Source organism: Microbacterium sp. Leaf151 (assembly GCF_001424225.1).
In the GTDB taxonomy this organism is placed as follows: domain Bacteria; phylum Actinomycetota; class Actinomycetes; order Actinomycetales; family Microbacteriaceae; genus Microbacterium.
On the sequence record NZ_LMOR01000004.1, the window covers coordinates 846,979 to 873,637 of the forward strand.

25 protein-coding genes are annotated in these 26,659 nt (G+C 69.1%); all 25 read right to left on the reverse strand.

Features of this window, described 5'->3' with window-relative positions:
- Nucleotides 1-2: 2 nt before the first annotated feature.
- Nucleotides 3-371, reverse strand: a complete 369-nt coding sequence (gene rplN / locus ASF76_RS14680) for a 50S ribosomal protein L14 (protein ID WP_055959324.1) — start codon at nucleotides 369-371, stop codon at nucleotides 3-5.
- Nucleotides 372-406: 35 nt separating this feature from the next.
- Nucleotides 407-733, reverse strand: a complete 327-nt coding sequence (gene rpsQ, locus ASF76_RS14685) for a 30S ribosomal protein S17 (protein WP_055959326.1) — start codon at nucleotides 731-733, stop codon at nucleotides 407-409.
- The gene (gene rpmC / locus ASF76_RS17550; RefSeq protein ID WP_055959327.1) at nucleotides 733-1,047 is read right to left on the reverse strand and encodes a 50S ribosomal protein L29; all 315 of its coding nucleotides are present in this window, start codon (nucleotides 1,045-1,047) and stop codon (nucleotides 733-735) included. The genes rpsQ and rpmC overlap by 1 nt, the downstream gene beginning before the upstream one ends.
- Entirely contained in the window at nucleotides 1,047-1,466 is a 420-nt protein-coding gene (gene rplP / locus ASF76_RS14695) for a 50S ribosomal protein L16 (protein WP_055833705.1), read from the reverse strand. Before rplP ends, rpmC begins: the two co-directional genes overlap by 1 nt.
- Nucleotides 1,466-2,224, reverse strand: a complete 759-nt coding sequence (gene rpsC / locus ASF76_RS14700; protein ID WP_055959329.1) for a 30S ribosomal protein S3 — start codon at nucleotides 2,222-2,224, stop codon at nucleotides 1,466-1,468. Before rpsC ends, rplP begins: the two co-directional genes overlap by 1 nt.
- Nucleotides 2,224-2,622: a 50S ribosomal protein L22 gene (rplV, locus tag ASF76_RS14705; protein ID WP_055959330.1), complete on the reverse strand. Its 399-nt coding sequence runs from the start codon at nucleotides 2,620-2,622 to the stop codon at nucleotides 2,224-2,226. The genes rpsC and rplV overlap by 1 nt, the downstream gene beginning before the upstream one ends.
- 22 nt (nucleotides 2,623-2,644) lie before the next feature.
- On the reverse strand, nucleotides 2,645-2,926 hold the full coding sequence (gene rpsS, locus ASF76_RS14710; RefSeq protein WP_013584011.1) for a 30S ribosomal protein S19: 282 nt from the start codon (nucleotides 2,924-2,926) through the stop codon (nucleotides 2,645-2,647).
- A 12-nt stretch (nucleotides 2,927-2,938) separates the two neighbouring features.
- Nucleotides 2,939-3,778, reverse strand: coding sequence for a 50S ribosomal protein L2 (gene rplB, locus ASF76_RS14715; RefSeq protein ID WP_013584012.1), 840 nt, complete (start codon nucleotides 3,776-3,778; stop codon nucleotides 2,939-2,941).
- 24 nt (nucleotides 3,779-3,802) lie between these two features.
- A complete protein-coding gene (gene rplW / locus ASF76_RS14720; RefSeq protein WP_055959332.1) occupies nucleotides 3,803-4,102 on the reverse strand; it encodes a 50S ribosomal protein L23 in 300 nt (99 codons plus the stop codon).
- Complete coding sequence (rplD, locus tag ASF76_RS14725) at nucleotides 4,099-4,761, reverse strand: 50S ribosomal protein L4 (RefSeq protein ID WP_055959334.1); 663 nt, start codon at nucleotides 4,759-4,761, stop codon at nucleotides 4,099-4,101. Before rplD ends, rplW begins: the two co-directional genes overlap by 4 nt.
- Before the next feature lie 2 nt (nucleotides 4,762-4,763).
- Nucleotides 4,764-5,423 (reverse strand): 50S ribosomal protein L3, encoded by a 660-nt coding sequence (rplC, locus tag ASF76_RS14730; protein WP_055959336.1) that lies wholly within the window; start codon nucleotides 5,421-5,423, stop codon nucleotides 4,764-4,766.
- 8 nt (nucleotides 5,424-5,431) lie between these two features.
- Nucleotides 5,432-5,740, reverse strand: a complete 309-nt coding sequence (gene rpsJ, locus ASF76_RS14735; RefSeq protein WP_013584016.1) for a 30S ribosomal protein S10 — start codon at nucleotides 5,738-5,740, stop codon at nucleotides 5,432-5,434.
- 435 nt (nucleotides 5,741-6,175) lie between these two features.
- Nucleotides 6,176-6,394: a hypothetical protein gene (locus ASF76_RS14740; protein ID WP_055959338.1), complete on the reverse strand. Its 219-nt coding sequence runs from the start codon at nucleotides 6,392-6,394 to the stop codon at nucleotides 6,176-6,178.
- 158 nt (nucleotides 6,395-6,552) lie between these two features.
- Nucleotides 6,553-7,746, reverse strand: a complete 1,194-nt coding sequence (gene tuf / locus ASF76_RS14745) for an elongation factor Tu (RefSeq protein ID WP_055959340.1) — start codon at nucleotides 7,744-7,746, stop codon at nucleotides 6,553-6,555.
- A gap of 160 nt (nucleotides 7,747-7,906) precedes the next feature.
- Nucleotides 7,907-10,021: an elongation factor G gene (gene fusA, locus ASF76_RS14750; RefSeq protein WP_055959341.1), complete on the reverse strand. Its 2,115-nt coding sequence runs from the start codon at nucleotides 10,019-10,021 to the stop codon at nucleotides 7,907-7,909.
- 92 nt (nucleotides 10,022-10,113) lie between these two features.
- On the reverse strand, nucleotides 10,114-10,584 hold the full coding sequence (rpsG, locus tag ASF76_RS14755) for a 30S ribosomal protein S7 (RefSeq protein ID WP_055833595.1): 471 nt from the start codon (nucleotides 10,582-10,584) through the stop codon (nucleotides 10,114-10,116).
- A gap of 5 nt (nucleotides 10,585-10,589) precedes the next feature.
- Nucleotides 10,590-10,958 carry a 30S ribosomal protein S12 gene (gene rpsL, locus ASF76_RS14760; protein WP_013584051.1) on the reverse strand — a complete coding sequence of 123 codons (369 nt, stop codon included), beginning with the start codon at nucleotides 10,956-10,958 and terminating at the stop codon, nucleotides 10,590-10,592.
- Between the two features lie 355 nt (nucleotides 10,959-11,313).
- Nucleotides 11,314-12,099 carry a hypothetical protein gene (locus ASF76_RS14765; RefSeq protein ID WP_055959343.1) on the reverse strand — a complete coding sequence of 262 codons (786 nt, stop codon included), beginning with the start codon at nucleotides 12,097-12,099 and terminating at the stop codon, nucleotides 11,314-11,316.
- The gene (locus tag ASF76_RS14770) at nucleotides 12,096-13,808 is read right to left on the reverse strand and encodes an FHA domain-containing protein (protein ID WP_055959345.1); all 1,713 of its coding nucleotides are present in this window, start codon (nucleotides 13,806-13,808) and stop codon (nucleotides 12,096-12,098) included. The genes ASF76_RS14765 and ASF76_RS14770 overlap by 4 nt, the downstream gene beginning before the upstream one ends.
- Nucleotides 13,805-16,333, reverse strand: a complete 2,529-nt coding sequence (locus tag ASF76_RS14775; protein WP_235561319.1) for a DUF3488 and transglutaminase-like domain-containing protein — start codon at nucleotides 16,331-16,333, stop codon at nucleotides 13,805-13,807. Before ASF76_RS14775 ends, ASF76_RS14770 begins: the two co-directional genes overlap by 4 nt.
- On the reverse strand, nucleotides 16,330-17,706 hold the full coding sequence (locus ASF76_RS14780; RefSeq protein ID WP_055959347.1) for a DUF58 domain-containing protein: 1,377 nt from the start codon (nucleotides 17,704-17,706) through the stop codon (nucleotides 16,330-16,332). The genes ASF76_RS14775 and ASF76_RS14780 overlap by 4 nt, the downstream gene beginning before the upstream one ends.
- Before the next feature lie 46 nt (nucleotides 17,707-17,752).
- Entirely contained in the window at nucleotides 17,753-18,718 is a 966-nt protein-coding gene (locus ASF76_RS14785; protein WP_055959349.1) for an AAA family ATPase, read from the reverse strand.
- Nucleotides 18,719-18,765: 47 nt separating this feature from the next.
- The gene (locus ASF76_RS14790) at nucleotides 18,766-24,705 is read right to left on the reverse strand and encodes an Ig-like domain-containing protein (RefSeq protein ID WP_055959351.1); all 5,940 of its coding nucleotides are present in this window, start codon (nucleotides 24,703-24,705) and stop codon (nucleotides 18,766-18,768) included.
- The gene (locus ASF76_RS14795; RefSeq protein WP_055959353.1) at nucleotides 24,702-25,838 is read right to left on the reverse strand and encodes a serine/threonine-protein kinase; all 1,137 of its coding nucleotides are present in this window, start codon (nucleotides 25,836-25,838) and stop codon (nucleotides 24,702-24,704) included. Before ASF76_RS14795 ends, ASF76_RS14790 begins: the two co-directional genes overlap by 4 nt.
- Before the next feature lie 100 nt (nucleotides 25,839-25,938).
- Complete coding sequence (locus ASF76_RS14800) at nucleotides 25,939-26,601, reverse strand: hypothetical protein (RefSeq protein WP_055959355.1); 663 nt, start codon at nucleotides 26,599-26,601, stop codon at nucleotides 25,939-25,941.
- Nucleotides 26,602-26,659: the final 58 nt, after the last annotated feature.

Sequence of the window (26,659 nt, forward strand, 5' to 3'; positions counted from 1 at the left end):
GATCAGATGACCTCCGGGGCGAGCGAGACGATCTTCATGAACTTCTTGTCGCGAAGCTCACGGCCGACCGGTCCGAAGATGCGGGTGCCGCGGGGCTCCCCGTCGCTCTTCAGGATGACGGCGGCATTCTCGTCGAACTTGATGTACGAGCCGTCGGAACGACGGGTCTGCTTGACGACGCGGACGACAACGGCCTTGACCACGTCGCCCTTCTTGACGTTTCCACCCGGGATCGCGTCCTTGACCGTGGCGACGATGACGTCGCCCAGGCCCGCGTACCGACGGTTGGAGCCGCCGAGCACCCGGATGGTGAGCAGCTCTTTCGCGCCGGTGTTGTCGGCGACCTTCAGCCGGGATTCGTTCTGAATCACTTTTTACTCCTTGGGTTCCAAGTAAGCCGCGAGGCTTACTTGGCCTTCTCGAGGATCTCGACCAGACGCCAGCGCTTGGTGGCGCTGAGCGGACGGGTCTCGTTGATGACGACGAGGTCGCCGATGCCCGCCGAGTTGGTCTCGTCGTGCGCCTTGACCTTCGAGGTACGACGGATGACCTTGCCGTAGAGCGGGTGCTTCACGCGGTCCTCGACCTCGACGACGATCGTCTTGTCCATCTTGTCGCTGACGACGTAGCCGCGACGCGCTTTGCGGTAACCGCGGGCGTCCTCGTCACGGACATCGTTCTCGGCGTGCTCGTGGCCGGCGACCTGCGCCTCGGCCTTCTTCGCGGTAGCCATTACTCCGCCTCTTCCTTCGCGGCGTCGTCGACGGCATCCGTCTTCTTCGCCTTGCTCTTCTTCGCCTTCGTCGTCGCCTCGACCGGGGCCGGGGTGGCGCGGATGCCGAGCTCGCGCTCACGGATCACCGTGTACAGACGCGCGATGTCGCGCTTGACTGCACGGATGCGACCGTGGCTCTCGAGCTGGCCGGTAGCCGACTGGAAGCGCAGGTTGAACAGCTCTTCCTTGGCCTTGCGCAGCTCCTCGACGAGGCGCTGGTCTTCGAACGTGTCGAGCTCGCTCGGAGCGAGCTGCTTGGTGCCGATCGCCATTACGCGTCGCCCTCCTCGCGCTTGATGATGCGTGCCTTCAGGGGCAGCTTGTGAATGGCTCGGGTCAGTGCTTCACGAGCGAGCTGCTCGTCGACACCCGCGACCTCGAAGAGGACACGGCCCGGCTTGACGTTCGCGACCCACCACTCGGGCGAACCCTTACCGGAACCCATGCGGGTTTCAGCCGGCTTCTTGGTGAGGGGACGGTCGGGGTAGATGTTGATCCACACCTTTCCGCCACGCTTGATGTGACGCGTCATGGCGATACGAGCGGACTCGATCTGACGGTTGGTCACGTAAGCGGGGGTCAGCGCCTGGATCCCGTACTCCCCGAACGACACCTGAGTGCCACCGGTGGCCTGGCCGGAACGGCCGGGGTGGTGCTGCTTGCGGTACTTGACCTTGCGGGGGATGAGCATTACGCCGACGCTCCTTCTGCCACGGGGGCCTCGTTGCGCGGGCCACGACGACGGTCGCCACCGCGGTCGTCACGACCGCGCGACTTGGGCGCGTTGGCCTGCTCGCGGGCGAGCTCCTTGTTGGTGAGGTCGCCCTTGTAGATCCACACCTTCACACCGATACGGCCGAAGGTGGTCTTGGCCTCGTAGAAGCCGTAGTCGATGTTCGCGCGCAGGGTGTGCAGGGGCACACGGCCTTCGCGGTAGAACTCCGAGCGGCTCATCTCGGCGCCGCCGAGGCGACCCGACACCTGGATGCGGACGCCCTTGGCGCCGGCACGCTGCGCGCCCTGCAGACCCTTGCGCATCGCGCGACGGAACGCCACGCGTGCGGAGAGCTGCTCGGCGACACCCTGAGCGACCAGCTGAGCATCGGCCTCGGGGTTCTTGACCTCGAGGATGTTCAGCTGGATCTGCTTGCCGCTGAGCTTCTCGAGGTCGGCGCGGATGCGCTCGGCCTCGGCGCCGCGGCGACCGATCACGATACCCGGACGGGCGGTGTGAATGTCGACGCGGACGCGGTCACGCGTGCGCTCGATCTCGATGTTGCTGACACCGGCGCGGTCGAGCGAGGTGGTCAGCAGGCGACGGATCTTGATGTCCTCGGCGAGGTAGTCGGCGTAACGCTGACCGGGCTTCGTCGAGTCCGAGAACCACCGCGACACGTGGTCGGTGGTGATGCCGAGGCGGAAGCCGTACGGGTTGACCTTCTGTCCCATTACTTGCTCGCCTTCTTGTTGGCGCGGGCCGGGGTCGCCTCAGCGTTCTCCGGCGTCGCGAGCACGACCGTGATGTGGCTCGTGCGCTTCTTGATCTGGAAGGCGCGACCCTGTGCGCGGGGGCGGAAACGCTTGAGCGTCGTGCCCTCGTCGACGTACGCGTTCTTCACGTACAGGTCGGCGTCATCCAGGTATTCGTTCGTCTTGTCGGCGGTGACGCGAGCGTTCGCGATGGCCGAGGCGACGAGCTTGTAGATCGGCTCGCTCGCGCCCTGCGGCGCGAACTTCAGGATGGCGAGGGCCTCTTCGGCCTGCTTGCCCTTGATGAGCGCGACGACGCGACGAGCCTTCTGAGGGGTCACGCGGATGTGTCGCACACGTGCGATGGACTCCACCATTTCTCTCTCCTCCTCGGTCGCCTTAACGGCGACGGCCCTTCTTGTCGTCCTTCACGTGGCCGCGGAAGGTGCGGGTGGGCGAGAACTCGCCCAGCTTGTGGCCGACCATGGTCTCAGTCACGAACACGGGGATGTGCTTGCGACCGTCGTGCACGGCGATGGTGTGTCCCAGCATGGCGGGGATGATCATCGAACGGCGCGACCAGGTCTTGATGACGTTCTTCGAACCGGCTTCGTTCTGCGAGACGACCTTGCGAAGCAGGTGCTCGTCGACGAAGGGGCCCTTCTTAAGGCTGCGAGGCATCTTCCTCTACTCCTACTTGCGCTTCTTGCCGGCGGTGCGACGGCGGACGATGAGCTTGTCGCTCTCCTTGTTCGCGTGGCGGGTGCGGCCTTCGGCCTTACCCCACGGCGAAACAGGGTGACGACCACCGGAGGTCTTACCCTCACCACCACCGTGCGGGTGGTCGACCGGGTTCATGGCGACACCGCGCACGGTCGGGCGGACGCCCTTCCAACGCATGCGGCCGGCCTTGCCCCAGTTGATGTTCGACTGCTCGGCGTTGCCGACCTCGCCGATCGTGGCGCGGCAGCGCACGTCGACGTTGCGGATCTCGCCGGAGGGCAGACGCAGCTGCGCGTAAGGGCCGTCCTTGGCGACCAGACGCACGGATGCGCCGGCCGAACGGGCCATCTTCGCGCCGCCACCGGGACGCAGCTCGATCGCGTGGATGACGGTACCGGTGGGGATGTTGCGCAGCGGCAGGTTGTTACCGGGCTTGATGTCAGCGCCGGCACCCGACTCGACGACGTCGCCCTGCGACAGCTTGGCGGGAGCGAGGATGTAGCGCTTCTCGCCGTCCGCGTAGTGCAGCAGCGCGATGCGCGCGGTGCGGTTGGGGTCGTACTCGATGTGAGCGACCTTGGCGTCGATACCGTCCTTGTCGTTACGACGGAAGTCGATCAGACGGTACTGACGCTTGTGACCGCCACCGATGTGGCGCGTCGTGATGCGGCCCTGGTTGTTGCGGCCACCGGTCTTCGACAGCGGGCGCAGCAGCGACTTCTCGGGCGTCGATCGAGTGATCTCGGCGAAGTCGGCCACCGACGAGCCGCGGCGACCGGGGGTCGTGGGCTTGTACTTGCGAATAGCCATTGTTCTTGTCCTCTATCCCGACCGTCAGCCGACAGACGTGAAGATGTCGATGGTGCCCGACTTCAGCGAGACGATGGCGCGCTTGGTGTCCTTGCGCTTGCCGATGCCGAAGCGGGTGCGACGGGCCTTGCCCACGCGGTTGATCGTGTTGACCGAGGCCACCTTGACGCTGAAGATCTTCTCGATCGCGAGCTTGATCTCGGTCTTCGAGGCGCGGGGGTCCACCAGGAAGGTGTACTTGCCCTCGTCGATGAGCGAGTAGCTCTTCTCGGAGACGACCGGCTTCAGGATGATGTCGCGCGGGTCCTTGTTGACGGTGGTCATGCCGAGACCTCCTCGGTGGCCGCAGCCTTCGACGCGACGAACGTGTCGTAGGCGGCCTTGGTGAAGACGATGTCGTCGGAGACGATCACGTCGTAGGTGTTCAGCTGGCCGACGGTCAGCACGTGGACGTACGCGAGGTTGCGCACGCTCTTGATCGTCAGCTCGTCGTCGCGGTCGATGACCACGAGGACGTTCTTGACGGCACCGAGAGCCTTGAGCGCGGCGGCAGCGGCCTTGGTCGAGGGAGCACCCTTGATGGCGAAGCTGTCGACGATGTGCAGACGCTGCCCACGAGCACGATCGCTCAGCGCGCCCAGGAGCGCGGCGGCGATCATCTTCTTGGGGGTGCGCTGGCTGTAGTCGCGGGGCTTGGGCCCGTGGACGATGCCACCACCGGTCATGTGCGGCGCGCGGATCGAGCCCTGACGGGCGTTACCGGTGCCCTTCTGCTTGAAGGGCTTGCGGCCGGCACCCGAGACCTCGCCACGACGCTTGGTCGAGTGCGTGCCCTGGCGAGCCGCGGCGCGCTGCGCCACGACGACCTGGTGGATGAGGGGGATGTTCGTCTTGACGTCGAAGAGCGCGGCGGGCAGCTCGACCGAGCCAGCCTTGTTGCCGTCGGCCTTCACGACGTCGAGCGCGAGAGTCGAGTCAGCCATGTTCAGGCACCCTTCACTGCGTTGCGGACGTAGACGATGCGGCCACGAGCACCGGGGACGGCGCCCTTGACGAGCATGAGTCCCTTCTCGGCGTCGACGGCGTGCACCGTGAGGTTGAGGACGGTCACGCGCTCGCCACCCATACGGCCGGCCATGCGCATGCCCTTGAAGACGCGGCTCGGAGTCGACGAGGCGCCGATCGAGCCGGGCTTGCGGTGGTTACGGTGCGAACCGTGCGAAGCGGAGACGCCCTTGAAGTTGTGACGCTTCATGACACCGGCGGTTCCCTTGCCCTTGCTGGTGCCGACGACGTCGACCAGCTGACCGGCTTCGAAGAGGCCGTCGACGGTGAGCTCCTGGCCCAGCGCGTAGTCGGCGGCATCCGCGGTGCGGACCTCGGTGAGGTGGCGGCGCGGGGTGACACCGGCGGCGTCGAAGTGAGCCGTCAGGGGCTTGTTCACCTTGCGGGGGTCGATCTGGCCGTAGCCGATCTGAACGGCGTTGTAGCCGTCCTTCTCGAGCGAGCGCAGCTGGGTCACGACGTTCGGCGCGACCTCGATGACGGTGACGGGAACGAGCTTGCCGTTCTCGTCCCACACCTGGGTCATACCGAGCTTGGTGCCGAGGAGGCCCTTGGAGATCTTGGAGTTGATGTCAGCCATGTCGAACCTCAGAGCTTGATCTCGATGTTGACATCGGCCGGGAGGTCGAGGCGCATCAGCGAGTCGACGGCCTTGGGCGTCGGGTCGATGATGTCGATGAGGCGCTTGTGGGTGCGCATCTCGAAGTGCTCGCGGCTGTCCTTGTACTTGTGGGGCGACCGGATGACGCACACGACGTTCTTCTCGGTCGGAAGGGGAACCGGGCCCACCACGGTGGCGCCGGCACGGGTCACGGTGTCGACGATCTTGCGCGCCGACGAGTCCAGCCCGGCGTGGTCGTACGACTTCAGGCGAATGCGGATCTTCTGTCCCGCCATTGTCTGCTCTCTCTCTTTCTCGCGTCTTACCCGACCTGGGGCATTGGACGCACGGTGGTGCTGACGCACCCTGGCACTTCCCCTCGCTCACGCGAGAGATGCTGCACCGCTGTTCAGCTGTCAAACCGGACGCCTTGGCATCCGGCCCGCCCCTCGCACGCACGCGTGCGAATCCCGTTGGGGATGAGGGGATTCGGTGTGTGTTCTGCTGCCCGCGGCCCAGGACCCTGCGCTCACGCGCCGCCTGTGCACTGCCGAGACAGTGATCCTGGCGCGCGCCGAGCGCACGCCGGAATGTGGAACTGGACTAGTCTACGGACCCGCCGGGCGTGTCGCAAACCCGGGCGTGTCGCGTGCGGCGTTTGCCCAGAATTCGAAGCCGCGAACGCCGACGGCGCCGCTCCCGTTCGGGAGCAGCGCCGTCGTCGATCGGGCTCAGGCGTTGCCGATGTTCTTGTCGACGTTGGCCCGCACCTCGTCGACCTTGCCGTGCTGTTCGGCCGGGACGATCTTCTTGATCGCTTCCGCGGCACCGTCGAGCACCTTGTCGCTGACCTCTTCGGCCTTTTCGCTCTTGAGCGCTTCTTCGATCTTGTCGCGGTTGTCGTCGAGGAGCTTCTTGCCCTTCGCGATGATGTCGTCCACGCCGCTCATTACGTCTCCCTCATGACCGGGTCGGCAAGGGTGCCGACCTCCCGTTCATTGTGGAGTGCGCGCGACCGCAAGCGGAAGCCCCGCGGCTCCGGCGTCGTCCGGGAACGACAAAGGCCGGGCCCGAAGGCCCGGCCTGTGCCGAGTGAAGTCGCTGAGACTTACTTGACGATCTTCGTGACCGTGCCGGCGCCGACGGTGCGGCCACCCTCACGGATCGCGTAGCCGAGGCCCTCTTCCATGGCGATCGGCTGAATGAGCTCGACCGACATTTCGGTGGTGTCACCGGGCATGACCATCTCGGTGCCCTCGGGCAGCGTGATGACGCCGGTCACGTCGGTCGTGCGGAAGTAGAACTGCGGGCGGTAGTTCGTGAAGAACGGGTTGTGGCGGCCGCCCTCTTCCTTGGACAGGATGTACGCCGTGCCCTCGAAGTTGGTGTGCGGGGTGACCGAACCGGGCTTCACGACGACCTGGCCGCGCTCGACGTCGTCACGCTTGGTGCCGCGGAGGAGCAGACCACAGTTCTCGCCGGCCCAGGCCTCGTCGAGCTGCTTGTGGAACATCTCGATACCGGTGACCGTGGTCTTCTGCGTCGGGCGGATGCCGACGATCTCGACCTCGGAGTTGATGCCGAGGGTGCCGCGCTCGGCGCGACCCGTGACGACCGTGCCACGGCCGGTGATGGTGAAGACGTCCTCGATGGGCATGAGGAACGGCTTGTCCTTGTCACGCACCGGGTCGGGGATCGACTCGTCGACGGCTTCCATGAGCTCGACGATGGCGTTGACCCACTGCTCGTCGCCCTCGAGAGCCTTGAGGCCCGAGACGCGGACGACGGGGGCGTTGTCGCCGTCGAAGTCCTGCGACGAGAGCAGCTCGCGGACCTCGAGCTCGACGAGCTCCAGGATCTCCTCGTCGTCGACCATGTCGCTCTTGTTCAGCGCGACGAGCAGGTAGGGCACGCCGACCTGCTTGGCGAGCAGAACGTGCTCACGGGTCTGAGCCATCGGGCCGTCGGTGGCGGCGACCACGAGGATCGCGCCGTCCATCTGAGCGGCACCGGTGATCATGTTCTTGATGTAGTCGGCGTGGCCGGGCGCGTCGACGTGAGCGTAGTGACGCTTGGGGGTCTCGTACTCGACGTGCGAGATGTTGATCGTGATACCACGCTGACGCTCTTCGGGCGCCGAGTCGATCGACGCGAAGTCACGCTGAACGTTGGTGGCCGACGGGAACTTGTCGGCGAGCACCTTCGAGATGGCAGCGGTGAGCGTGGTCTTGCCGTGGTCGACGTGACCGATCGTTCCGATGTTCACGTGCGGCTTGGTCCGCTCGAACTTGGCCTTAGCCACTGGGTCCTCCTCAGGACGTTGGTTGCGAGGTCTCGGGCACTGGATTGCGACCGGTTCTTCGCGGGGATGGTTCTCAGATTACTAGAGAGTCGGTATTCAGTTTGAGTGGATGCCGGGAACCGCGGGGGAACCCGGGTTCCCGGCATCCATGAGAGCGGTGTTACTCGCCCTTGTTCTTCTGGACGATCTCGTCGGCCACGGCACGAGGAACCTCGGCGTAGCTGTCGAACTCCATCGAGTAGACGGCACGGCCCGAGGTCTTCGAGCGCAGGTCGCCGATGTAGCCGAACATCTCGGACAGCGGCACGAGTGCCCGCACGACCTTGACACCCTGGGCGTCTTCCATCGACTGGATCTGCCCACGACGCGAGTTCAGGTCGCCGATGACGTCGCCCATGTACTCCTCGGGAGTACGCACCTCGACCGACATGAGCGGCTCGAGGATGACGGGGTTCGCCTTGCGGATCGCTTCCTTGAAGCCCATGGAGCCGGCGATCTTGAACGCCATCTCCGAGGAGTCGACGTCGTGCGATGCGCCGTCGAGGAGGATCGCCTTGACGCCCACCATGGGGTAGCCGGCGAGCACGCCGACGTTCATGGCGTCCTGGAAGCCCTGGTCGGTGGGCGAGATGTATTCGCGGGGGATACGACCACCGCTGACCTTGTTCTCGAACTCGTAGATCTTGTCGGCCGTGACCTCGAGGGGCTCGAGCGCGAACTGGATCTTGGCGAACTGACCCGAACCACCGGTCTGCTTCTTGTGCGTGTAGTCGTGACGCTCGACGGTCTTCTTGATTGTCTCGCGGTACGCGACCTGCGGCTTGCCGACGTTGGCCTCGACCTTGAACTCGCGCTTCATGCGGTCCACGAGGATGTCGAGGTGCAGCTCGCCCATCCCCTTGATGACGGTCTGGCCCGTGTCGTTGTTCTGCTCGACGCGGAACGTCGGGTCTTCCTCGGCCAGCTTCTGGATCGCCAGACCCAGCTTCTCCTGGTCGGCCTTGGTCTTGGGCTCGATCGCGACCTCGATGACGGGCTCGGGGAACGTCATCGACTCGAGGACGACCTGGTTCTGCGCGTCGCAGAGGGTGTCGCCGGTCGTGGTGTCCTTCAGGCCGATGACCGCGTAGATGTGGCCGGCGGTGACCGAGGGAACCGGGTTCTCCTTGTTGGCGTACATCTGGAAGATCTTCCCGATGCGCTCCTTCTTGGACTTCGTCGAGTTGACGATCTGCGCGCCCGAGTCGAGGTGACCGGAGTACACGCGGATGTAGGTCAGACGACCGAAGAAGGGGTGCGTGACGATCTTGAAGGCCAGCGCGGTGAAGGGCTCTTCACGATCGGCGTGCCGCTCGATGATCGTCTCTTCGTTCTTCGGGTCATGCGCCTCGATGGCCGGCACGTCGAGGGGCGACGGCAGGTAGTCGATGACGGCGTCCAGCATGGGCTGCACACCGCGGTTCTTGAACGCCGAGCCGCAGAGCACGGGGTAGATGTCGGAGTTGACCGTCAGCTTGCGGATGGCGGCCTTGATCTCGGCGACGGTCAGCTCTTCGCCACCGAAGTGCTTCTCGAGAAGCTCCTCATCGGTCTCGGCGACCGTCTCGAGGAGCTCTTCGCGGTACTTCGCGACGACGTCGGCCATGTCGGCCGGGATCTCCTGGATGTCGTACTTGGCACCCATGGTGACGTCGCCCTTGGCGTCGCCGGCCCAGACCAGCGCGCGCATCTCGACGAGGTCGACGACACCGATGAAGTCGTTCTCGACGCCGATGGGCAGCTGGATGACGAGCGGCTTCGCCTTCAGCTTGTTGATGATCGTGTCGACCGTGAAGTAGAAGTCCGCGCCGAGCTTGTCCATCTTGTTGACGAAGCAGATGCGGGGGACGTTGTACTTGTCGGCCTGACGCCAGACCGTCTCGGACTGGGGCTCGACGCCCTCCTTGCCGTCGAAGACGGCCACAGCACCATCGAGCACACGCAGGGAGCGCTCCACCTCGACGGTGAAGTCGACGTGCCCGGGGGTGTCGATGATGTTGATCTGGTTCTTGTCCCAGAAGCACGTGACAGCAGCGGAGGTGATCGTGATGCCACGCTCCTGCTCCTGCTCCATCCAGTCGGTCGTCGAGGCGCCGTCGTGCGTCTCGCCGATCTTGTGGTTGGTTCCCGTGTAGTACAGGATGCGCTCGGTCGTCGTCGTCTTGCCGGCATCGATGTGCGCCATGATGCCGATGTTGCGGACCTTGGTGAGGTCGGTGAGCACGTCTTGTGCCACGGGATGTCCTTACGTGTGGTGGCGGATGTCGTGGGAACTTCGACGGGCTCGCGGGCCGGGTCGGCCGCCCGAGCCCGTCGAAGTGGGAGCTGTTACCAGCGGTAGTGCGCGAAGGCGCGGTTCGACTCGGCCATCTTGTGGGTGTCTTCGCGGCGCTTGACCGCGGCACCGAGGCCGTTCGAGGCGTCGAGGATCTCGTTCTGCAGACGCTCGGTCATCGTCTTCTCACGACGACCCTTGGCGTAGCTCACGAGCCAGCGCAGCGCGAGGGTGTTCGCGCGGTGCGGCTTGACTTCGACGGGCACCTGGTAGGTCGAGCCACCGACGCGGCGGCTCTTGACCTCGAGGGTGGGACGGACGTTGTCGAGCGCCTTCTTCAGCGTGGCGACGGCGTCCTGGCTGTTCTTCGCCTCGACACCCTTGAGGGCGGTGTAGACGATCGACTCTGCGATCGACTTCTTACCGTCGACGAGGATCTTGTTGACCAGCTGGCTGACGATCGGAGCACCGTAGACCGGGTCGTTGACGACCGGGCGCTTGGTGACGGGACCTTTACGAGGCATCTGAGTCAGCCCTTCTTCGCGCCGTAGCGGCTACGAGCCTGCTTACGGTTCTTGACAGCCTGGGTGTCGAGTGCACCGCGGACGATCTTGTAACGGACACCGGGGAGGTCCTTGACGCGACCACCGCGGACGAGCACGAGCGAGTGCTCCTGCAGGTTGTGGCCCTCGCCGGGGATGTAGGCGGTGACCTCGGTGCCGTTGCGCAGCTTCACACGAGCGACCTTGCGCATCGCCGAGTTCGGCTTCTTGGGGGTCGTCGTGTACACGCGGGTGCACACGCCGGCCTGCTGGGGGTTCGACTTCAGCGCGGGAGCCTTGGTCTTCGAGACCTTCGGCGAGCGGCCCTTGCGAACCAACTGCTGAATGGTTGGCACGTTCTCTCCTTGATTGGCTGGGTGGTCCCTCTCGGTCTCACCCAGGGTGCTGCACGGTGACAGCGTCGTGTCTCCCCCGGCATGTCGCTCATCTTTCGATTCATGACGTGTCGGGCTCACGTGTGATCCGCCCCGCGACAGAATGATCTGGCGCGATTCGTGGTGGATATGCCGTGGGGGCGACCTGTTCGCAGGCCGATCCCTGAGATGGTGCGAGCGTTGGTCCGCGTGGCACGCCCGAGGGCATGACGCACGGCGCGCGTGAACGCACACCCGCTCAATGATACGCGTTCTCCCGGGGTGCGGCAAACATTCGCGACAGCGATCGCACCGGGAGCTGCCGGATGCCCGCGCCCTACCCGAGAAGGAGTGCGACGCCGACCGCTGCGAGCGCGACGACGGCGACGACCGCGGCTGCGAGGACCACGAGACGTACCCGGCCCGGCGACCGCCGGGGGTGGACGAGCGCGGCGTCGCTCGATCGGACCGCGCCGCCGGTGGAGGCTCGCGCGACCCGTGCGGGCTCGTCTACGCGCGGCGCGTAGGACTCCCGACGAAGCGCGACCGGCGATCGGGCCTCGCGCTGCGCCGGCGGTTCTCCGTCGACGACCGGGACGACCGGCCGGATGCCGCGGGGGCCGGAGTCTTCCTCGGTGTCGGCGATGGATGCGGACAGACGCGGCTCGACACCCGCGCGCGGGACCGTCGAGGTGTCGGCGACGGACGCGGGCAGACTCCCGTCGATCGCGGCGGGGATCGTCGACGTGTCACCCGGCGGCGACAACCCCGCCCCCGCGTGCGGTGTCCGTGAGCGCGACGGCGCCGTGTCGGAATCGAGCACCGACGGCGCCGTGACGTCGTCGAGCGCGGACGGGGGCCGTTGGTCGGCGAGCGCGGGCGGCGGGAGCGGGGCATCACCGCGCCGGGCCGCGCGCGACGCGGTGTCGCCGTGCGACGGCGGCCTCTCATCGTTCTCGGCGGCGCGCGACGGCGGCGCGCCGCCGCCGGAGGTCGTCCGACGCGCACTGAGCGTGTCGTCCTCGTTACCGTCGGGTTCGGGCGCGGCCGGCCACGCGCGCAGGCGTCCGGACCAGAGGGTGACGCCGTCGGGGTCGTCGTCGTGTCCGTCGGGATCGTTCACGCGTCGCTCCGCGTCAATCGCACCTCCGCGTCACCGAGGAAGAACCGTTCTCCGGCCTCGATCTCCTCCCCCGGCGGCGCCTCGACCTCGGTGCCCATGAGCGTGGCGAACAGGACGCCGTTCGTCGAATCGAGGTCGGTGACGTACCAGACCTCTCCGCGCAGCTGGAGGCGCGCGTGGGTCTTGGAGACCGTCCGCGTCTCATCCGAGATCGCGATGAGCTGCGCGTCCGGGTGCTCGGCATCCGGCCCCGGCCGTCGCCCGAGGATGACGACTCCCGACGTCAGGGCGACCGGCGCACCCGCAGGCGGCACCAGCATCCACGGGATGCGCTTGCGACGCGTCACGACGGTGCGATCGAGCGCGTCGACATCGTCGTCGGCGATGGCGGGCAATTCGGACTGCGTGAACAGGGTCGACACGGACGTGCGGGCGGACCGGGGGGACCCCGCCTCCGGCAGCTCGGCGACAGCCGATACCGCCTCGGACAGCTCGGGGAACTCCTCGCCGGGCGAGACGACCGACGGTCGCGAGGCCGCCCCGGGCTCGGGCGAGGGGCGCGTGAGGGGGACGTCGGCGATCGGCACCGTGGGCTCGCCGCCGGATCGCTGCGATCGCCGGGAGGGGCTGACCCACGGGGCGACGGGCGGCTCGGCATCCGCGCCCGTCCCGTCGTGGTCGTCAGGCTGCTCGCGCCTCGGAGAGGCGAGGGATTCCCGGCCCTCGACCGCTTCACCGACGATCGAGTCGGAGGTGATGCTCGACGCCCCTTCCGTGACGGGGGGTGTCGTCTCGACTCGCGGGTCCGACATGCCTTGGAGCGCGTCCACGGCGAGACCGCGTCGGAGACCGCCCGAGCCGCGACGGGGGTCGTGACGCAGCGCGTCGAGCACCTCCGACACCGACCTGTCGGGCGCCGCGTCTGCTCGTCCGGGACCGGCATCGTCGTCGCCGCGGTCGCGATCGACGAAGAGTGCGGGTGCCGGATCGGCGGGGGGCGACCAGTCGGCGGGCGAGGGAACCGCATCGGCCAGCGAGACGGACGGCGCGGCGAACGGCATCACGACCGGTTCGGACAGGGGGACGGACGGCCCCGCTCCACGCTCGGGCCCGGGCGCCTCCGTGACACCCGCGGCATCCGGGGTCCAGCGGCTCCGTGCCGAGCTCGGCGCCTTCGTCGCGCCGTCGGCATCCGGAGTCCAGCGGCTCAGCGCCGAGCCCGACGCGTCCGATGCGCCCGCGGCATCCGGGGTCCATCCGCCCACCAGCGGGACGTAGATCGGCGCCTCGTCAGTGCCGCGCCGGAACGGGCCGGAGCGCTCCTCGACACGACCGACGCCCTCGTGGCCCGACCACCGCGCCGAGCCCCACCCGAGGATGCTGGCCCAGACGACGGGGAACAGCGCACCCACCACCGTGAGCCCGGTACCGCCGCCGAAGGCTGTCGTGATGCGGTGAACCGCGACGACGAACACGATGACGAAGGCGATCGCGCCGAAGAGCGGCACGACGTTCAGCAGCACCAGCCATGGCGAGAAGTCACCCCGCTGGAGCACGGTCGCGACGTTCAGGACCGGCACCCAGGCCTTCCACGCCGGCTCATCCATCTTGCGGAACATCGCCGCCAGGGCGAGTGCGAACCAGACGTACAGCACCACGACGAGCGCGAGCGACGTCATCCCGAGAATCACCATCGTCGAATCGGTCATGTCGTGTCGCGCTCCACCTGGACGGTGGAACGCTTCCCCCTCTCGTCGCGGTGCGGCGGCCTTCGCCGCCGACGGCCCGGGGCGAGGAACCCCAGGAACGATCTCAACGATACGGCGGAGCGTACCCGCTGCCACATGCTCTGGCGGCTCCGCAGGGCCCGCCGTTCCTCGTCGACGATGCGCCAGAAGGCCGCGGCCTCGTCAGCGGTCACCGCACCCGGCGAGAACACCGCCCGATCCGCATCGTCGGCCAGACGGATTCCGCCGGGGGTAGCCAGGACATCGGCGACTTCGCGACGGGTCGGTGCGCGGGGCAGGGTACGTCGGGAATCGAGGGCGGAGTCGACGTACTCGTCCCAGCCGCCGGCGATGGCCGAGCGCGGGTCGGGGTCGAGTCGACGGCCGCGCCGGCGCAGCAGCTTGGCGACGATGACCGTCAGGAACGGGCCGAACACGATGAGGAGCAGGAGCAGCACGATTCCGCCGATCCGCGCGAGCGCCCACAGCCAGGCGAGATCGACACCGTCGTCGGCGCGCTCGTCGTCATCGAGCGCATCGTCCTCCTGCACCGGCTCGGGCGGGACGACCTCTTCGGCGGTGTCGGGCCGGACCTCGGTGACGTTCTCCGGGTCCTGCTGCTGGGTAACCTCCAGGCTCGGCGACTTCTCCCACTGCGGTGTCACGTCGACCGGCGTCCAGCGACCGTCGGAGCCCTGCACCTCGGTCCAGGCGGTCACATCGCGCGCGCGGCACTCCCCCGCGTCGCAGGTCGAGAGCGAGGTGTCGGTGGAGCTCACGCGCGCCCCCACGACGACGCGGGCGGGGAAACCCAGTTCGTGGGCGATGAGCGCCGTCGCCACCGAGAACTGCTCGTCATCGCCGACCGCGGCGACGAAGTTGTCGGAGGCGGCGGCGCGCGGATCGTCTTCGCGTTCCAGAAGTCGCTCGAACATGCGGTCGATACGGGCGATCGAGTGGCCCGAGGCGCTCGGCTGGAGTCGGTAACCCGGCAAGTCCTCCGCCCAATTCGGCGGGGCGGATCCCTCGAGGGCGAGGCTGTGGCTGAGATAGCCGCGCTCACGCAGCAGCTGCACGAGCCCCTGTAGCGCCGCCCCGCCCGACCCCGAGGCGTTCTGCTCCACCCACCGGCGCAGGTTGTCGCCGCCGGCTGTCCCGGCGGAGTCACCGGGGGGCGAGAGCGACCCCAGGTCGGCACCCGCGGGCTCCACGGCGTCGAGGCGGTATCGGTCGCCCGGGCGCAAGCCGCCATCGGCGATCTGCACGCCGGCCTGTGCGTCGGCGCTGTAGTAGAACCGATCGGCGAGCAGCGTCCGACGGTCGCCCTCGAACGTCGCCCCCGACAAACGCCCGGCCGTCGGCATCCACAATCCACCGAGGTCCACGATCTCGACGTCGGCGTCGACCGCACGGCCTTCGCCGGCGTCGCGGGACGACGGCAGCCTGACGAAGCCTCCCCCCGAATCGCCGGACGCGCGGAAGATCTCGCCGTCGTACGTGTCGAGGGTTGCGATGCGGATGCGCTCGGGGAGCTCGCCGGCGCCGGCGCCCCCGGGACTCGTGACGCGGAACAGGACGTCGTCGGAGCGGGCGTCGGAGAACAGGGCGCGGTAAGCGGCGAGCGGACTCACCGCCTCGGCGATCTGCCGGTCGGGTCCGGCCACCGACCGGAGAACCCGACGGTCGGCGTCGCGCGCCACCCAGGGGACGACGGCCACAGTCACGACCACCGCGACGGCCAGCATGGCGACGCCCAGGGCTGCTCGTCGGCGGTCGGCCGGCGACGGTCCCCGCCCGACATTCACGGCCGACCGGGCGCTCGCCCTCGACAGCGCGCGAACACGCTCATCGCGGGCGCGCCAGGCCAGCCACAGCACCGCTGCGAGGAGCGCTCCGAGCCCGACCGCCGTCTCGACCGGCGCCGCGACCTCGACCGGCCCGAGCGACAGCGCAGCACTCGTCGCGCTGCGTCCGAAGAACAGGCCGAACCCGATCATGGCCGAGCCCGGGATCACGGCGGCGAGTGCTCGACGGTCGGAGCGGACCGAGAGTGCGAGCGTCACCGCCGTGCCCACGAGGAAGACGACGAGCGCCGGGACGAGCAGGTTGCGGTAGGCCCCGACCGGCAGGTCGACGGTGACGAGGTCTTTCCATGCGACGACGACGCCGGCAAAGGCCTCGCCGAGGCCCCTGATCCCCTCGGGGACCGAGGCCATCCGCGAAGGCACCCCCACAGGGACGGCGAGCACGGCGAAAGCCGCCGCGAGCGCGGCAGTGAGCGCCCACCCTCCCCCGGCTCGCCGGGAGACGAGGGCGACGACCCCCGCCGCAACGACGGCGGAGACCACGACGAGCAGGAGGAACGCGCCCGTCGCGTACACCGGCCACGCGGCGACCGCGGCGAGGACCACGCACACCGCCGTGTAGATCGCGCCTGCGGCCAGGCGGGGCGTTGCCGACGGCTCGCGACCACCCGCCTTTGCGCGCGCACCACGGCGCGCGCTCACGAAGCCGCCCCCCGCACCAGCAGCCCCGACAGGTCGTCGAGCGTACCGATGGTCAGCACGGTGAGGCCCGCCACGCTCTGCATGCGCGGGTGCGCGCGTTCGTCGCAGATCACGGCCGCCACGGCGGTGTCGACGGGGAAGGCCAGGGCCGCTTGCCGCAGGCGCGCCAGGGGCACGGCCGAACCCACGACGACGAACGCGATCGACAGACGTTCGCCGGCCTCGGACGCCAGTCGGCAGACGTCTTCTACGGGCATGGTGTTGTCGTGACGATCGAGGCCGCTGAAGCCGTCGAGCATCGCCCGCGGCGACACCACTGGAAGGTGGCGGATCGCGCGGAGGCGCCCCTTCACCACGCGGGGGATCTCGGAACCGGTGACGACGTCGACGTCGCGGGCATCGCGAACGGCGCGGAGGCCCAGGGAGGCGGCCGCGGAGACGGCGAGCTCGTACTCATCGGCATCCGCATACTCCGGTGTCGCCGCGGCGAGCACGACCGCCATGCGGGAGCGGCGGGACTCCTCGTACTGGCGGACCATGAGACGCCCGGTCTTGGCGGTGGATTTCCAATGCACCTGGCGGCGCGCGTCGCCGGGGACGTACTCGCGGATTGCGTGGAACGACATGTCGGCATCCACGAGGCGACGCGTCGCGCTCCCCTCGAGGTCGCGGATCAGACCGGCGCTGGTCGAGGGGAGGGCGACGGTGCGCGGGTGCACGAAGAGGTCGTGCACGTCGTCGAAAGCGTGCTCGCGCCGCAGTAACCCCACCGGGTCGCTCCGCACGGTCGTCACAGGACCGATCCGGACGACGCCGCGGGGCAGCGGAGGGATCTGCAGCGGCTCGGTCGTGGCGTGTCCCGGACGCAGGAAGGGCACGCCGAACTCGACCAGCCCGCGCCCCACCGGGATGTCGAGTCGCCCGGGCAGGGCGGCGCGCGCAGCGTCGTTGCGCACCACGACCTGGCCCGTCACGCCGTGGCCGGCGACCACGCGCTCGTGCTGCAGCGTGAGGTCGACGTCGTAGGCGCGGGCGCCGAAGAGGAACGGCACGCTCATGGCCAGCAGCAGGAGCGCGGCGGCCCCCGCGACCATCCACTCGACCCATCCGAACACGACGCCGAGGATCAGCCCGATCGTGGCCGCGGCGACCACGACGGCGCCGGCCGGGCGCACCGTTCGACCAGCCCACCGCGCGGCCGTCACGACGGCGTCGGTGAGGGCCCGCCACAGCTCCGTCGCCCGCACCACGGCGCGCACCATCCGGCGCTGACGGCGGACCGACGTCGAGGTGACCGACGTGCGCGAGCCGGTCCGCAGCGTACCGGCAGACGTTCGTGTCAGGCGCGATTCGGTGAGATCGGCATCGGGCACGCGTCACCTCCCGTCGCCGGATGGGCCGTCGGGGTACGGGCCATCGTCACGCGCTCTCGCGCTGCGTGGGCGGAAGCGTGTCGAGCAGGACCTGGCCGATCACGGCCTCCTGGGTCACCCCGTCGAATTCGGCCTCGGGGTGGAGGATCAGGCGATGCGAGAGCACCGCGACGGCGAGGGCTTTGACGTCGTCGGGAGTCACGTAGGTGCGGCCCTTCGCGGCCGCTCGGGCACGCGTCGCCCGGGTCAGGGCGAGAGCGCCGCGGATGCTGACGCCGAGCCGCACCTCGTCGGCCGTTCGGGTCGCATCCACGAGACGGGCGATGTAGTCGAGCACGAGCGCGTCGACGTACACGGATGCCGCGAGGTCGGCCATGCCGACGAGTGCCTGCGGGGTGATGATGGCGCGCAGCTCGGCGGTGGCGACCGCCGCTCCGTCGAGGATGCGGACGGTTGCGGCGTGGTCGGGGTACCCGAGCGAGGTGCGCAGGAGGAACCGATCGAGCTGCGCCTCGGGGAGACGATAGGTACCGGCCTGCTCGACGGGGTTCTGCGTCGCCAGTACGAGGAACGGCACCCCCACCTGACGCGAGACACCGTCGATGGTGACGCTGCCCTCCTCCATGACCTCCAACAGTGCCGACTGGGTCTTGGGACTCGCGCGGTTGATCTCATCGGCGAGCACGATGTTGGCGAAGATCGGGCCGGTGTGGAACTCGAACGAGCCGGTCTTCTGGTCGTAGACGGTGATGCCGGTGATGTCGCCCGGCAGCAGATCGGGCGTGAACTGGATGCGCGTGTTCGTGCCCTGCACGGATTGCGCCACGGCGCGCGCGAGCGACGTCTTGCCCGTGCCGGGGACGTCTTCGAGCAGCACATGACCGTCGCTGAGCATGGCCGTCAGCACGAGCTCGACGACGTGACGCTTCCCGAGGACGGCGCGCTCGACGTTGTCGGCGATCTGCGAGAAGGTCTGGGAGAACCAGGTGGCCTGCTCCTGGGTGATCGTCATGTCGTCTTCCTTGGCTGTGAGGGGAGGGATGCCGGGACGGCTCGGAATCAGGGGTTCGACGTGCCGGGTCGGCAGGTGCCGGCGAACTCGACGGTCTTCGGGTTCAGATTCCACCCCGGATCGGACCAGGCCACCGTGACGCCGACGCGGTCGACGGTCGTCGCGCCGACCGGGACGAGGGTCGGGTCTTCCGGGTTCGTCGGCAGCTGCGTCCCAGTCGCATCCCGGTACACCACGTTGCCGTAGATGGGGGTCACGATGCCCGCGCCGTCGGTCGTCGTGACCTCTGCGACGAGTCGGCCGCCACCCTCGCAACTGGCGATGCTCCACGACGCTTGCACCTGGTACGGAGCGCTGCCCTGGGCCGGCTTCACCAGACCGGGCTGAGACCGTGTGTCCCACACATCGTGCTGGAAGTACACGAGGATGTTGGGGTCGCGACCGAAGACGGTGGATCCGGGACCCCAGTTGTCGTACACGACCGTGTTGTTGCGCGGCGGCGGGGTGCCCGCCTCGATCCTGCGATCGAAGAACCAGCGCGCGGTGTTGTCCTTGACTTCTGCATCGGGGTTGACGCGGAACGTGTAGCCCTCCGGGGCGGCGTCGTTCTGCGCGACGTTCAGACTCTGCTTGACGCCGACCGCTCCGTAGGACTCGCCCCGGAAGAACGTCTCGACGCAGAGTGTGTAGTCGTAGCTCTCGCCGTCGTTGCGTTTCGGGAACTCCTCGCGCGCGGAATCCGAAGACGGCTGGCACCGGGACCGCCCCTCCGAAATGTCGTACTTCAGCTCGACATCGGTGCCGTTGGGCTGGGCCGAGCCCTCGGCGACGACGGTCGACTGCTGGTCGCCCGTCGAACGCGACGTGAGGTTCAGAACGAGGTTCTGCGCGACGCCCACACCGTGCGCGGTGCCGACGAGCTCGCTCCCGTTCGATGCTCCGCCGAGTCCCGGCGGCAGGGTGAACCGCGAGATCGGGCGGATCGTGATGCTGGTGGCGGTGTTGGACCCGACGACGAACCGGCGCACCTGCACCTCGTCTTGGTTGCGTCCGACATCGACGCGGACGGTCTGTCCCACCGGGCTGGAGATTTCGAGCGCGCCGGTCTCCGACCCGTCGACGCCGCTGATCAACAGGTCGGCGACATTGCCCTCGCCACCGGTCTGCACCGGGGTGAAAGCCAGTTCGCGCGGCTGGGCGGGCGGACGGTAAGCCCACCCGGTCGTGCGCACCGCTCCCCGGGACTCGCCGACGGCGTTGACCGCGGTCACGACGTACTCCCGCTGCTCTCCGTTCGGGGCCGAGATGGGCGGGCACGATCCGTCGGGCGCGCACTGGCCCACGGTCTGTCCGCCCGTGCGCACCGTGAAGCCGGAGAGGCCCGGGTACGCGCGTCCCGACTCGCCCGGATCGACGCGCAGCGTCAGGGACCCGTCGGCAAAGGCGGTCTGCCGCACGCTCGCCGGGGTGCGGGGGTAGCCCAGCAGGTCGAGGGTGACGCGGGCATCGCGGGTGGACGCGGTCGTTCGTCCCTGTGCATCGCGGAGGGTCACGCCGGCGCTGCACGATGCACCCGGTGTGTCGTCGTTCCACGACGCTGCGACGCTGGTCGGCGACGCGACGGAGAAGCTCACGCCCGTGCAGCTGGCCGTCGGTCTGACCGCCACGACCTCGAGCGGCGTTCGCGGAAGGGGGTTCACCTCACCCGGGATCCCGATGACCTCGATGGTGCAGCTCGTTCCCGCGCCCTGGGAGCACTGCGACGACGTGGTGCCTCCCTGGGGCAGGGTCGAGGGCGCGGCGCCCACGCGCAGCACGAGACGCGCCGGCGCCACCGCCTCGTGGCTCGTGATCGACACGACGGCGGCGTTCTCGGTCCCGGGCAGGGCGCGGTCGTCGCCCGTCACGGTCACGACGGATCCGTCGAGCGACACCGAGAAGGCCGAGCCCGAGGACTCCAGCGCGTAGCGCACGCCCCCCGCGTCTTCGCGGCCGAGCTGCCAGGACGTCATGTTGCGCAGGTCGAAGGTGGCCGTCTCCCCCGGACCCACCGTGAGCGCGCCCGGCCGCAGTTCGGGCTGAGGGTTGCGGGCGACGACACCGATCGGCACCGACAACATCGTCCACTCCTCGCTGCCCGCCACCCGGACGGGGACGCGGCACGCGTCGGTCCATGGCGAGCCGCTGCCCGCGTCGTACGTGACGACGGAACCCGCGACCGTGCATCGCCCCTCGGCTCGAACGCCCGTGGAGGTGACGTCGGCGCCGACCTCGAGCGTCGCACGGCGAGGGAGGGCGACCAGAGAGGCCATATCGAACGAAACGGATGCGACCTCGTCGACGCGCTGTGCCGCGTTCGGTCGGAGCGAGAGGCTCAGATCGTCGTCGCCCGGCACCCGGAGGAAGGCGTACGTGGTGACATCGGCGTCACCCACGCGACCGGTGACAGCGAACGGAACGACCCGGCGCGTCGCCGGGAGTGCGCCGGAGATGCGCCGGCCTTCCAGCCGGACGTCGACCGGATCACCCCACAGTGCCACGTCGAGGTCGCTGACCTCGCCACCCGACCACGTGGCCCTGCCGGAGATCACGTCGACACCGGCGGCGAAGTCGTCGCGATTCTCCACCGTCAAGACCGTGTCGGTGACGACCGGGTAGTCGGGCACGTTCTCGCGCACGACCTTCACCACGATCAGGCCGCGGCCGGTGTTGCCGGAATCCGACGCGACGTCGTACAGGAAGGACAGGGTGCCCGGCTGCTCACCCGCGCGGAGGACGACGGCGGTGTCGGATACGGAGCCGATGAAGCCGTCGAGGCGCTCGTATTCCGGGTTGTCGCTGCCGTCGACGAGCCTCTCGGGGAGATCCGGGCGCACGCCGCTGAGGGTCAGACGGCCCTGCGTGGGATCGATGTCGTTCGCCAGAGGACTGACACGCACCGTGCGGTCGGCGCCCGCCTGCACCTGCACGTAGTCGGTGAAGGTGATGGGGCTCGGGTTCGCCTCGGCATCCAGCACGCCGATGCGGACGGTGCCCTCTCCTGTGGCGCCCGCCGAATCGGACACGCGGTAGCGCAGCGACACCTGGCCGCGGTCTCCCGGGAGCGAGGAGTACAGGATCGATGCCCCGTCGGGCGACACGGATGCCGTCCCCCGCTCGGGCTGCGTCACGATGCGGTCGAGCGTCACGGCGTCGCCGTCCGGGTCGACCGCGAAGGCGTCGAAGTCGACCGTGGTCGTCCCGCCGCTGAGCACACGCCCCTCGAGCGTGCCCGGGAGCGGCGCGCGGTTCGCCTCGTCGCCGAGGACGGTGATGCGCACCGTCGCTTCGTCCCACAGCGACGGCGTCCCGGTCGTCGAGACGCGGTACGAGACCTCGTAGGCGCCCGGCGTCGTCGGCGCCAGGTAACGGAGCAGACCGCCGGATGCGAAGGCGAGACCGTCGGCGGCAGGAGTGGCCCGGACGCTCGAGGGATCGAGCGTGGGACGCCCGCCGGCGGGCGAGATGTCGTTGTCGAGCACGGGGATGTCGATCTGCGCGCCGGCGCGGACGGTCACGGTGTCGTTGACGGCGATTGGCGCGATCTCGGGCGCCGGCGGCAGCAGGTAGACCGTCGCCTCCCCCGTCACCTGCGAACCCTCGTCGTCGGTGCCGTCGCTGACGGTGTAGCCCACCGTACCGAGGAGGCCGGCCGCGCCGTCGGCCGTGCTCCCCGAGACGCGGAGGTCGTTCTGGCCCACCGTGTCGACGGAGAGCGACGCGCCCTCCGCGGCGTCGGCGTCCACCTCGCTCAGCAGCAGCACCCGTCCCGTCGGATTGGACACGGCGCGGAAGACATCGAGGGTCGCATCTTCTTGCGGCCGGACGAAGGCCACCACCGGGGCGGTGGACAACTGCGCCGGGGCATCGGCGGGCAGCAGGGTGATGCGCGCCGTCCCGTTCGCGTCGCGGCCTCCTCCGTTGACGGTGAAGTCGACGCGATAGACACCAGGTTGCGCCGCGGTGAGCTCGAAGGCGGTGCTGCCGCCGATGACCGTGGCGGTCGCCGCCGCGCCGTCGACGACGCGAACGGAGGCCAGCGAGATGTCACCCGCGGTGCCGGTCACGTGGGGGCCGACGTCGACCGAGATCGAGGAATCGACGGTGTCGACCACGGCGAAGGACTGCACGGAGAGCGCCGGGTCGGGCGCCACGCGAACGAGGAGGGGCTTCGTGGTCGTCGCCCCTCGGGTGTCGGCGACGGTGACGTCGAGCTCGACGTTCTGCTCGCCGCCGGATCCGTCGTCGGCGTGCTGGTAGACGATGTCGCCGCCGGGCGTGGCGGCGACGGTGCCGATGCCGCCCGGGTTGTCGACGGAGAGCAGGAGGAGCGGGTCGCCGTCGGGGTCGACCCAGCCGGAGAGGACGGGGACGGTGACGGTGCCTCCGCGGGCGACCTCAGGGGTGGGCCAGGGCTGCAGGCAGGCCGTGACACCGCACCACACCGGCGCCGCGTTGCCGTCGGCGGGTGACACGGCGAGCGTGACCGTGGTGGGCGCGGACGTCAGCCCTTCTGCGGCGGTGCCGTCGGTCACCGCGTAGGTGAAGGTCGCGCTGCCCACGGCCGTCGGCGAGACCCGCACCGCGAGCCGCTGTCCGGAGTCGGTCAGAGAGAGGGACCCGAAGCCGGGATCCAGGCCCGTCACGCTCTCGCCCACGATGCTCAGCACGTCTTCGTTGGGGTCGTGGTCATTCAGCAGGACGGGAAGCGTGACGAGGCGCCCCGGACGCACCCCGAACGAATCCGGTTCGGCGATGGGCGGCTTCGGGTCGAGCACGACGCTGAGCTGCTCCTCGCTCTGCACCGCGGTCTGCTCGGTCCGGTCGTCCAGCGACCAGTTCTGGCTCGAGGGGACGAGCGAGCCGTCGGGCACCGTCCACACCCAGCCCGTGCGCGTCTCGTTCAGGATGACCGCGTGCGCGGTGGCGACGAAGACCGGTCGGCGCTGGTCGGGCATCGTCGCCCCGCCGTAATCGAGACCGGTCTCGCCCTGGTCGGATCGCCACAGCGTGCCGCGCGCTTCGCCCGGGAGCAGCCACGCGGCGTAGGCGATCCCCTGATGCCAGACCGGTCGTGCGGGTTGCCCCAGCACATTGCCCCCGCCGCCCATTTCGCGCCGGGGCGCGGAGCCGTCGGCGGGAATCGTCCACAATGATTGATCGTCGGCCACGTAGACGGCACGGGCGTCGGGGTCGGCATCACCCACCACGACCTGGTCGCCGGTCTCGATGTCGACGGGATCGCCACCCCGGACCCACACGCGCCCGGCTTCGGCGTCGACGAGCACCCAGGTATCGCCCGCCGCCGAGATGACGGGCGACGTGACGTCGGCGTCGAGGTCGTCGCGGCCCCGGACCTCATCGGACTCGATGTCGTAGCGCAGGACCGATGAGTCAGCCGATGAGTAGGCGAACAGCATCCCCCGGTCATCAAGGGTGACGGCATCGGCCGCGTAGGCGGTCTCGTCGTCGTCACCCTCGGCACCGAAGGGGTCGAGCTCGACGGCCGTTTGATCGGCGCGGCTCAGTCGTCCGGCGAAAAGCGCCCCGGCATCGGTGCGGTACACGACGTAGTCGCCGGCGGTGACGACGGAGGTGGTCCCCGGCGGTGTGTCGGGGGCGGCCTGCAGCTGTTCCTCCTGCAGATCGACGGGCAACGCCTCATCGATGCGCGTGAGCTTGCTGTAGCTGTCGGTGAAGAGGTACGCGCCGTCGCCGGACTGAGCCACCTGGCTGGGGTTGCCCGCCGTGCGGACGGTGTCGAGCTCGCCGACGGCGGTGTTCACGCGCGCGTAGCGCTGGCCGTCGCCCGTCTGCAGCGCCCAGACGGAGGTGTCGACCTCGGGCGTCTGCTGCGCGTCGAGCCCGGGCCAGACGACACTCGCCGTCACCACCAGCGCCGCCGACACCACGGCGGCGGTCAGGCCGGCGACGGTGCTGCGCTTCATCGGAGCACGCCCGTGGCGTGAAGGGCCGCCACGACGACGGCGCCCGCCGTCACGGCCGTGGCCGCCGCGAGCACCCAGGGCAGCGGGTGGAACGTCTTCGACGCGGGTGCGGCGATGTCGGTGTCTTCGTCGCGGGCGTAGCCGGCGACCCCCGACGAGGCGCGGTGTTTGCGCGCGCCCTCGCGCTCGATATGCGAGCGGGCCGGTCCTCGCAGTGTTCCGTCGGCGAAGTCGACCGCACGGGCGGCGGGCGCCCACTCTGCGGCGGGGACTTCGAGGGGCGTCGCGGGCAGGCCCATCTCGGCCTGCACCGTCTGCAACGCCTCGCCGAACTCGCGCGCGCTGGCGTGTCGATCGGAGGGGTTGCGCGACATCGACCGCGCGAGCACCCGTTGCAGGCCCGCCGGGACGTCGGCACGGGCGACGTCGGTGTACGACCCCCGTGCGATGCGTCGGCGCAGCTGCTCCCGCGAGTTCTGCCCCTTCTCGCGGCGTTCGAACGGGCTGTGTCCGGCCAGCAGCGAGTACACGGTCGCCCCGAGGCTCCACACCTCGCTCGCGACGGTTCCCGCGGTCTGCTCGGCGACGACCTCGGGCGCGCTCCACGGCACCGACATCGCCAGCATCTCGTCGGCGCCCTGCCGCACCAGCGACGAGGAGATGCCGAAGTCGGCGAGCACGGGGGCGCCGAAGGTGGTGACGAGGATGTTGCTCGGCTTGACGTCGCGATGGATGAGGCCCGCGTGATGCGCCGACTCGAGCGCCCCCGACATGCGCACGCCGATCGACAGCACCTCTGCCAGCGGCATCCGTTCCACCCGGAAACGCTGGGCGAGCGAGCCCGGGCAGTACTCCATGACGATGTAGGGCCGACCGTCGGCCGAGATCCCCGCCTGGTAGACGGTGACGATCGACGGGTGGGCCGACAGGTGAGCGAGCACGTCGGCCTCGGCGTTGAACATGCGCAGCAGATCGGCATCTCGCACGTCGCTGGGCAGGACCTTCACGGCCACGTCACGGCGGGGCATGTCCTGCCCGTAGAGGAAGACGTCGGCGAAGCCACCGGAGCCGAGGGGACGGATGTACGCGAGCCCGGGCAGGATGGGCGGCGACGAGGGGAGCCGCTGCGGCATCGAGCTCCCTCCGGACGATGCGTCCGCGACACCACTGGCGAACGACCCGACGATGCTAACAAAACAGCATGATCGCGCCCGCCGTCTGTACACAGGCGGTTCACGATGCGGGGGGCTCGGACTCCCGGGGATCGAACGGCGCGTCCAGCGAACGCGTGAGGTCGTCGAGGAGCGCCGCGATCTGCGGCTCCACGTACTCCGCGACGGCCGACTGGATGCGCAGGCGGTGATGGAGCAGGATCGAGCACACCTCGCGACCGATCATGTTCGCGTAATCGTCGGCCAGCCCGACCTCCTGGCGGAGCGCCGCCTTGGCGGCATCCGAGAGCGGGGGAAGAGCCGGGAGCTCGGCATCCTCTTCGGCGGCCAGGCCGGTCAGGGTGAACAGGAACGGCGAGCCGGGCTCGGGATCGGGGTCGAGCGGCATGCCTTCGAACTCGGGCTCGAGACCCTCGGAGGGGCGGTAGGAGCGGCGCCGGTTGCGCTCGGACTGCTGGTCGAGCTCGGCCTGGAGCATGGGGAGGTTGCGGGCGGTGTAATCGGCGACGGCGTGATCGACGATGCCCTTCACGCGGGTGGAGAGCCCGTGCTGGACGCCGTGAGGCACATCCGAGCCCAACCCGGCGGCCGAGAGCACGGGCGAGCCGAAGCAACGGCGGCACGGAGCGACGCGCCCGCGGTGGTTCGCCGGCTCCCACCGGGGCAACCAACGCAGCCAGGCATCCACCGCCTGACCGACCTGGCTCTCGAGCGACCGCTCCACGGTCCTACGCTAGCCCGACACGCCCGGGAACTCGCGGACGCCACGGTCCCCGCGCGTC

Bases quoted from the DNA above. Each gene is read 5' to 3' on its own strand.
- rplV (WP_055959330.1), bottom strand. From the start codon at position 2,622: ATGGTGGAGTCCATCGCACGTGTGCGACACATCCGCGTGACCCCTCAG.
- rpmC (WP_055959327.1), bottom strand. From the start codon at position 1,047: ATGGCGATCGGCACCAAGCAGCTCGCTCCGAGCGAGCTCGACACGTTC.
- rpsC (WP_055959329.1), bottom strand. From the start codon at position 2,224: ATGGGACAGAAGGTCAACCCGTACGGCTTCCGCCTCGGCATCACCACC.
- rplW (WP_055959332.1), bottom strand. From the start codon at position 4,102: ATGACCACCGTCAACAAGGACCCGCGCGACATCATCCTGAAGCCGGTC.
- rplB (WP_013584012.1), bottom strand. From the start codon at position 3,778: ATGGCTATTCGCAAGTACAAGCCCACGACCCCCGGTCGCCGCGGCTCG.
- ASF76_RS14795 (WP_055959353.1), bottom strand. From the start codon at position 25,838: ATGCCGCAGCGGCTCCCCTCGTCGCCGCCCATCCTGCCCGGGCTCGCG.
- rplC (WP_055959336.1), bottom strand. From the start codon at position 5,423: ATGGCTGACATCAACTCCAAGATCTCCAAGGGCCTCCTCGGCACCAAG.
- rplD (WP_055959334.1), bottom strand. From the start codon at position 4,761: ATGGCTGACTCGACTCTCGCGCTCGACGTCGTGAAGGCCGACGGCAAC.
- ASF76_RS14790 (WP_055959351.1), bottom strand. From the start codon at position 24,705: ATGAAGCGCAGCACCGTCGCCGGCCTGACCGCCGCCGTGGTGTCGGCG.
- ASF76_RS14740 (WP_055959338.1), bottom strand. From the start codon at position 6,394: ATGAGCGGCGTGGACGACATCATCGCGAAGGGCAAGAAGCTCCTCGAC.
- rpsQ (WP_055959326.1), bottom strand. From the start codon at position 733: ATGGCTACCGCGAAGAAGGCCGAGGCGCAGGTCGCCGGCCACGAGCAC.
- rpsJ (WP_013584016.1), bottom strand. From the start codon at position 5,740: ATGGCGGGACAGAAGATCCGCATTCGCCTGAAGTCGTACGACCACGCC.
- rplP (WP_055833705.1), bottom strand. From the start codon at position 1,466: ATGCTCATCCCCCGCAAGGTCAAGTACCGCAAGCAGCACCACCCCGGC.
- rpsG (WP_055833595.1), bottom strand. From the start codon at position 10,584: ATGCCTCGTAAAGGTCCCGTCACCAAGCGCCCGGTCGTCAACGACCCG.
- ASF76_RS14785 (WP_055959349.1), bottom strand. From the start codon at position 18,718: ATGACGATCACCCAGGAGCAGGCCACCTGGTTCTCCCAGACCTTCTCG.
- rpsS (WP_013584011.1), bottom strand. From the start codon at position 2,926: ATGCCTCGCAGCCTTAAGAAGGGCCCCTTCGTCGACGAGCACCTGCTT.
- ASF76_RS14770 (WP_055959345.1), bottom strand. From the start codon at position 13,808: ATGACCGATTCGACGATGGTGATTCTCGGGATGACGTCGCTCGCGCTC.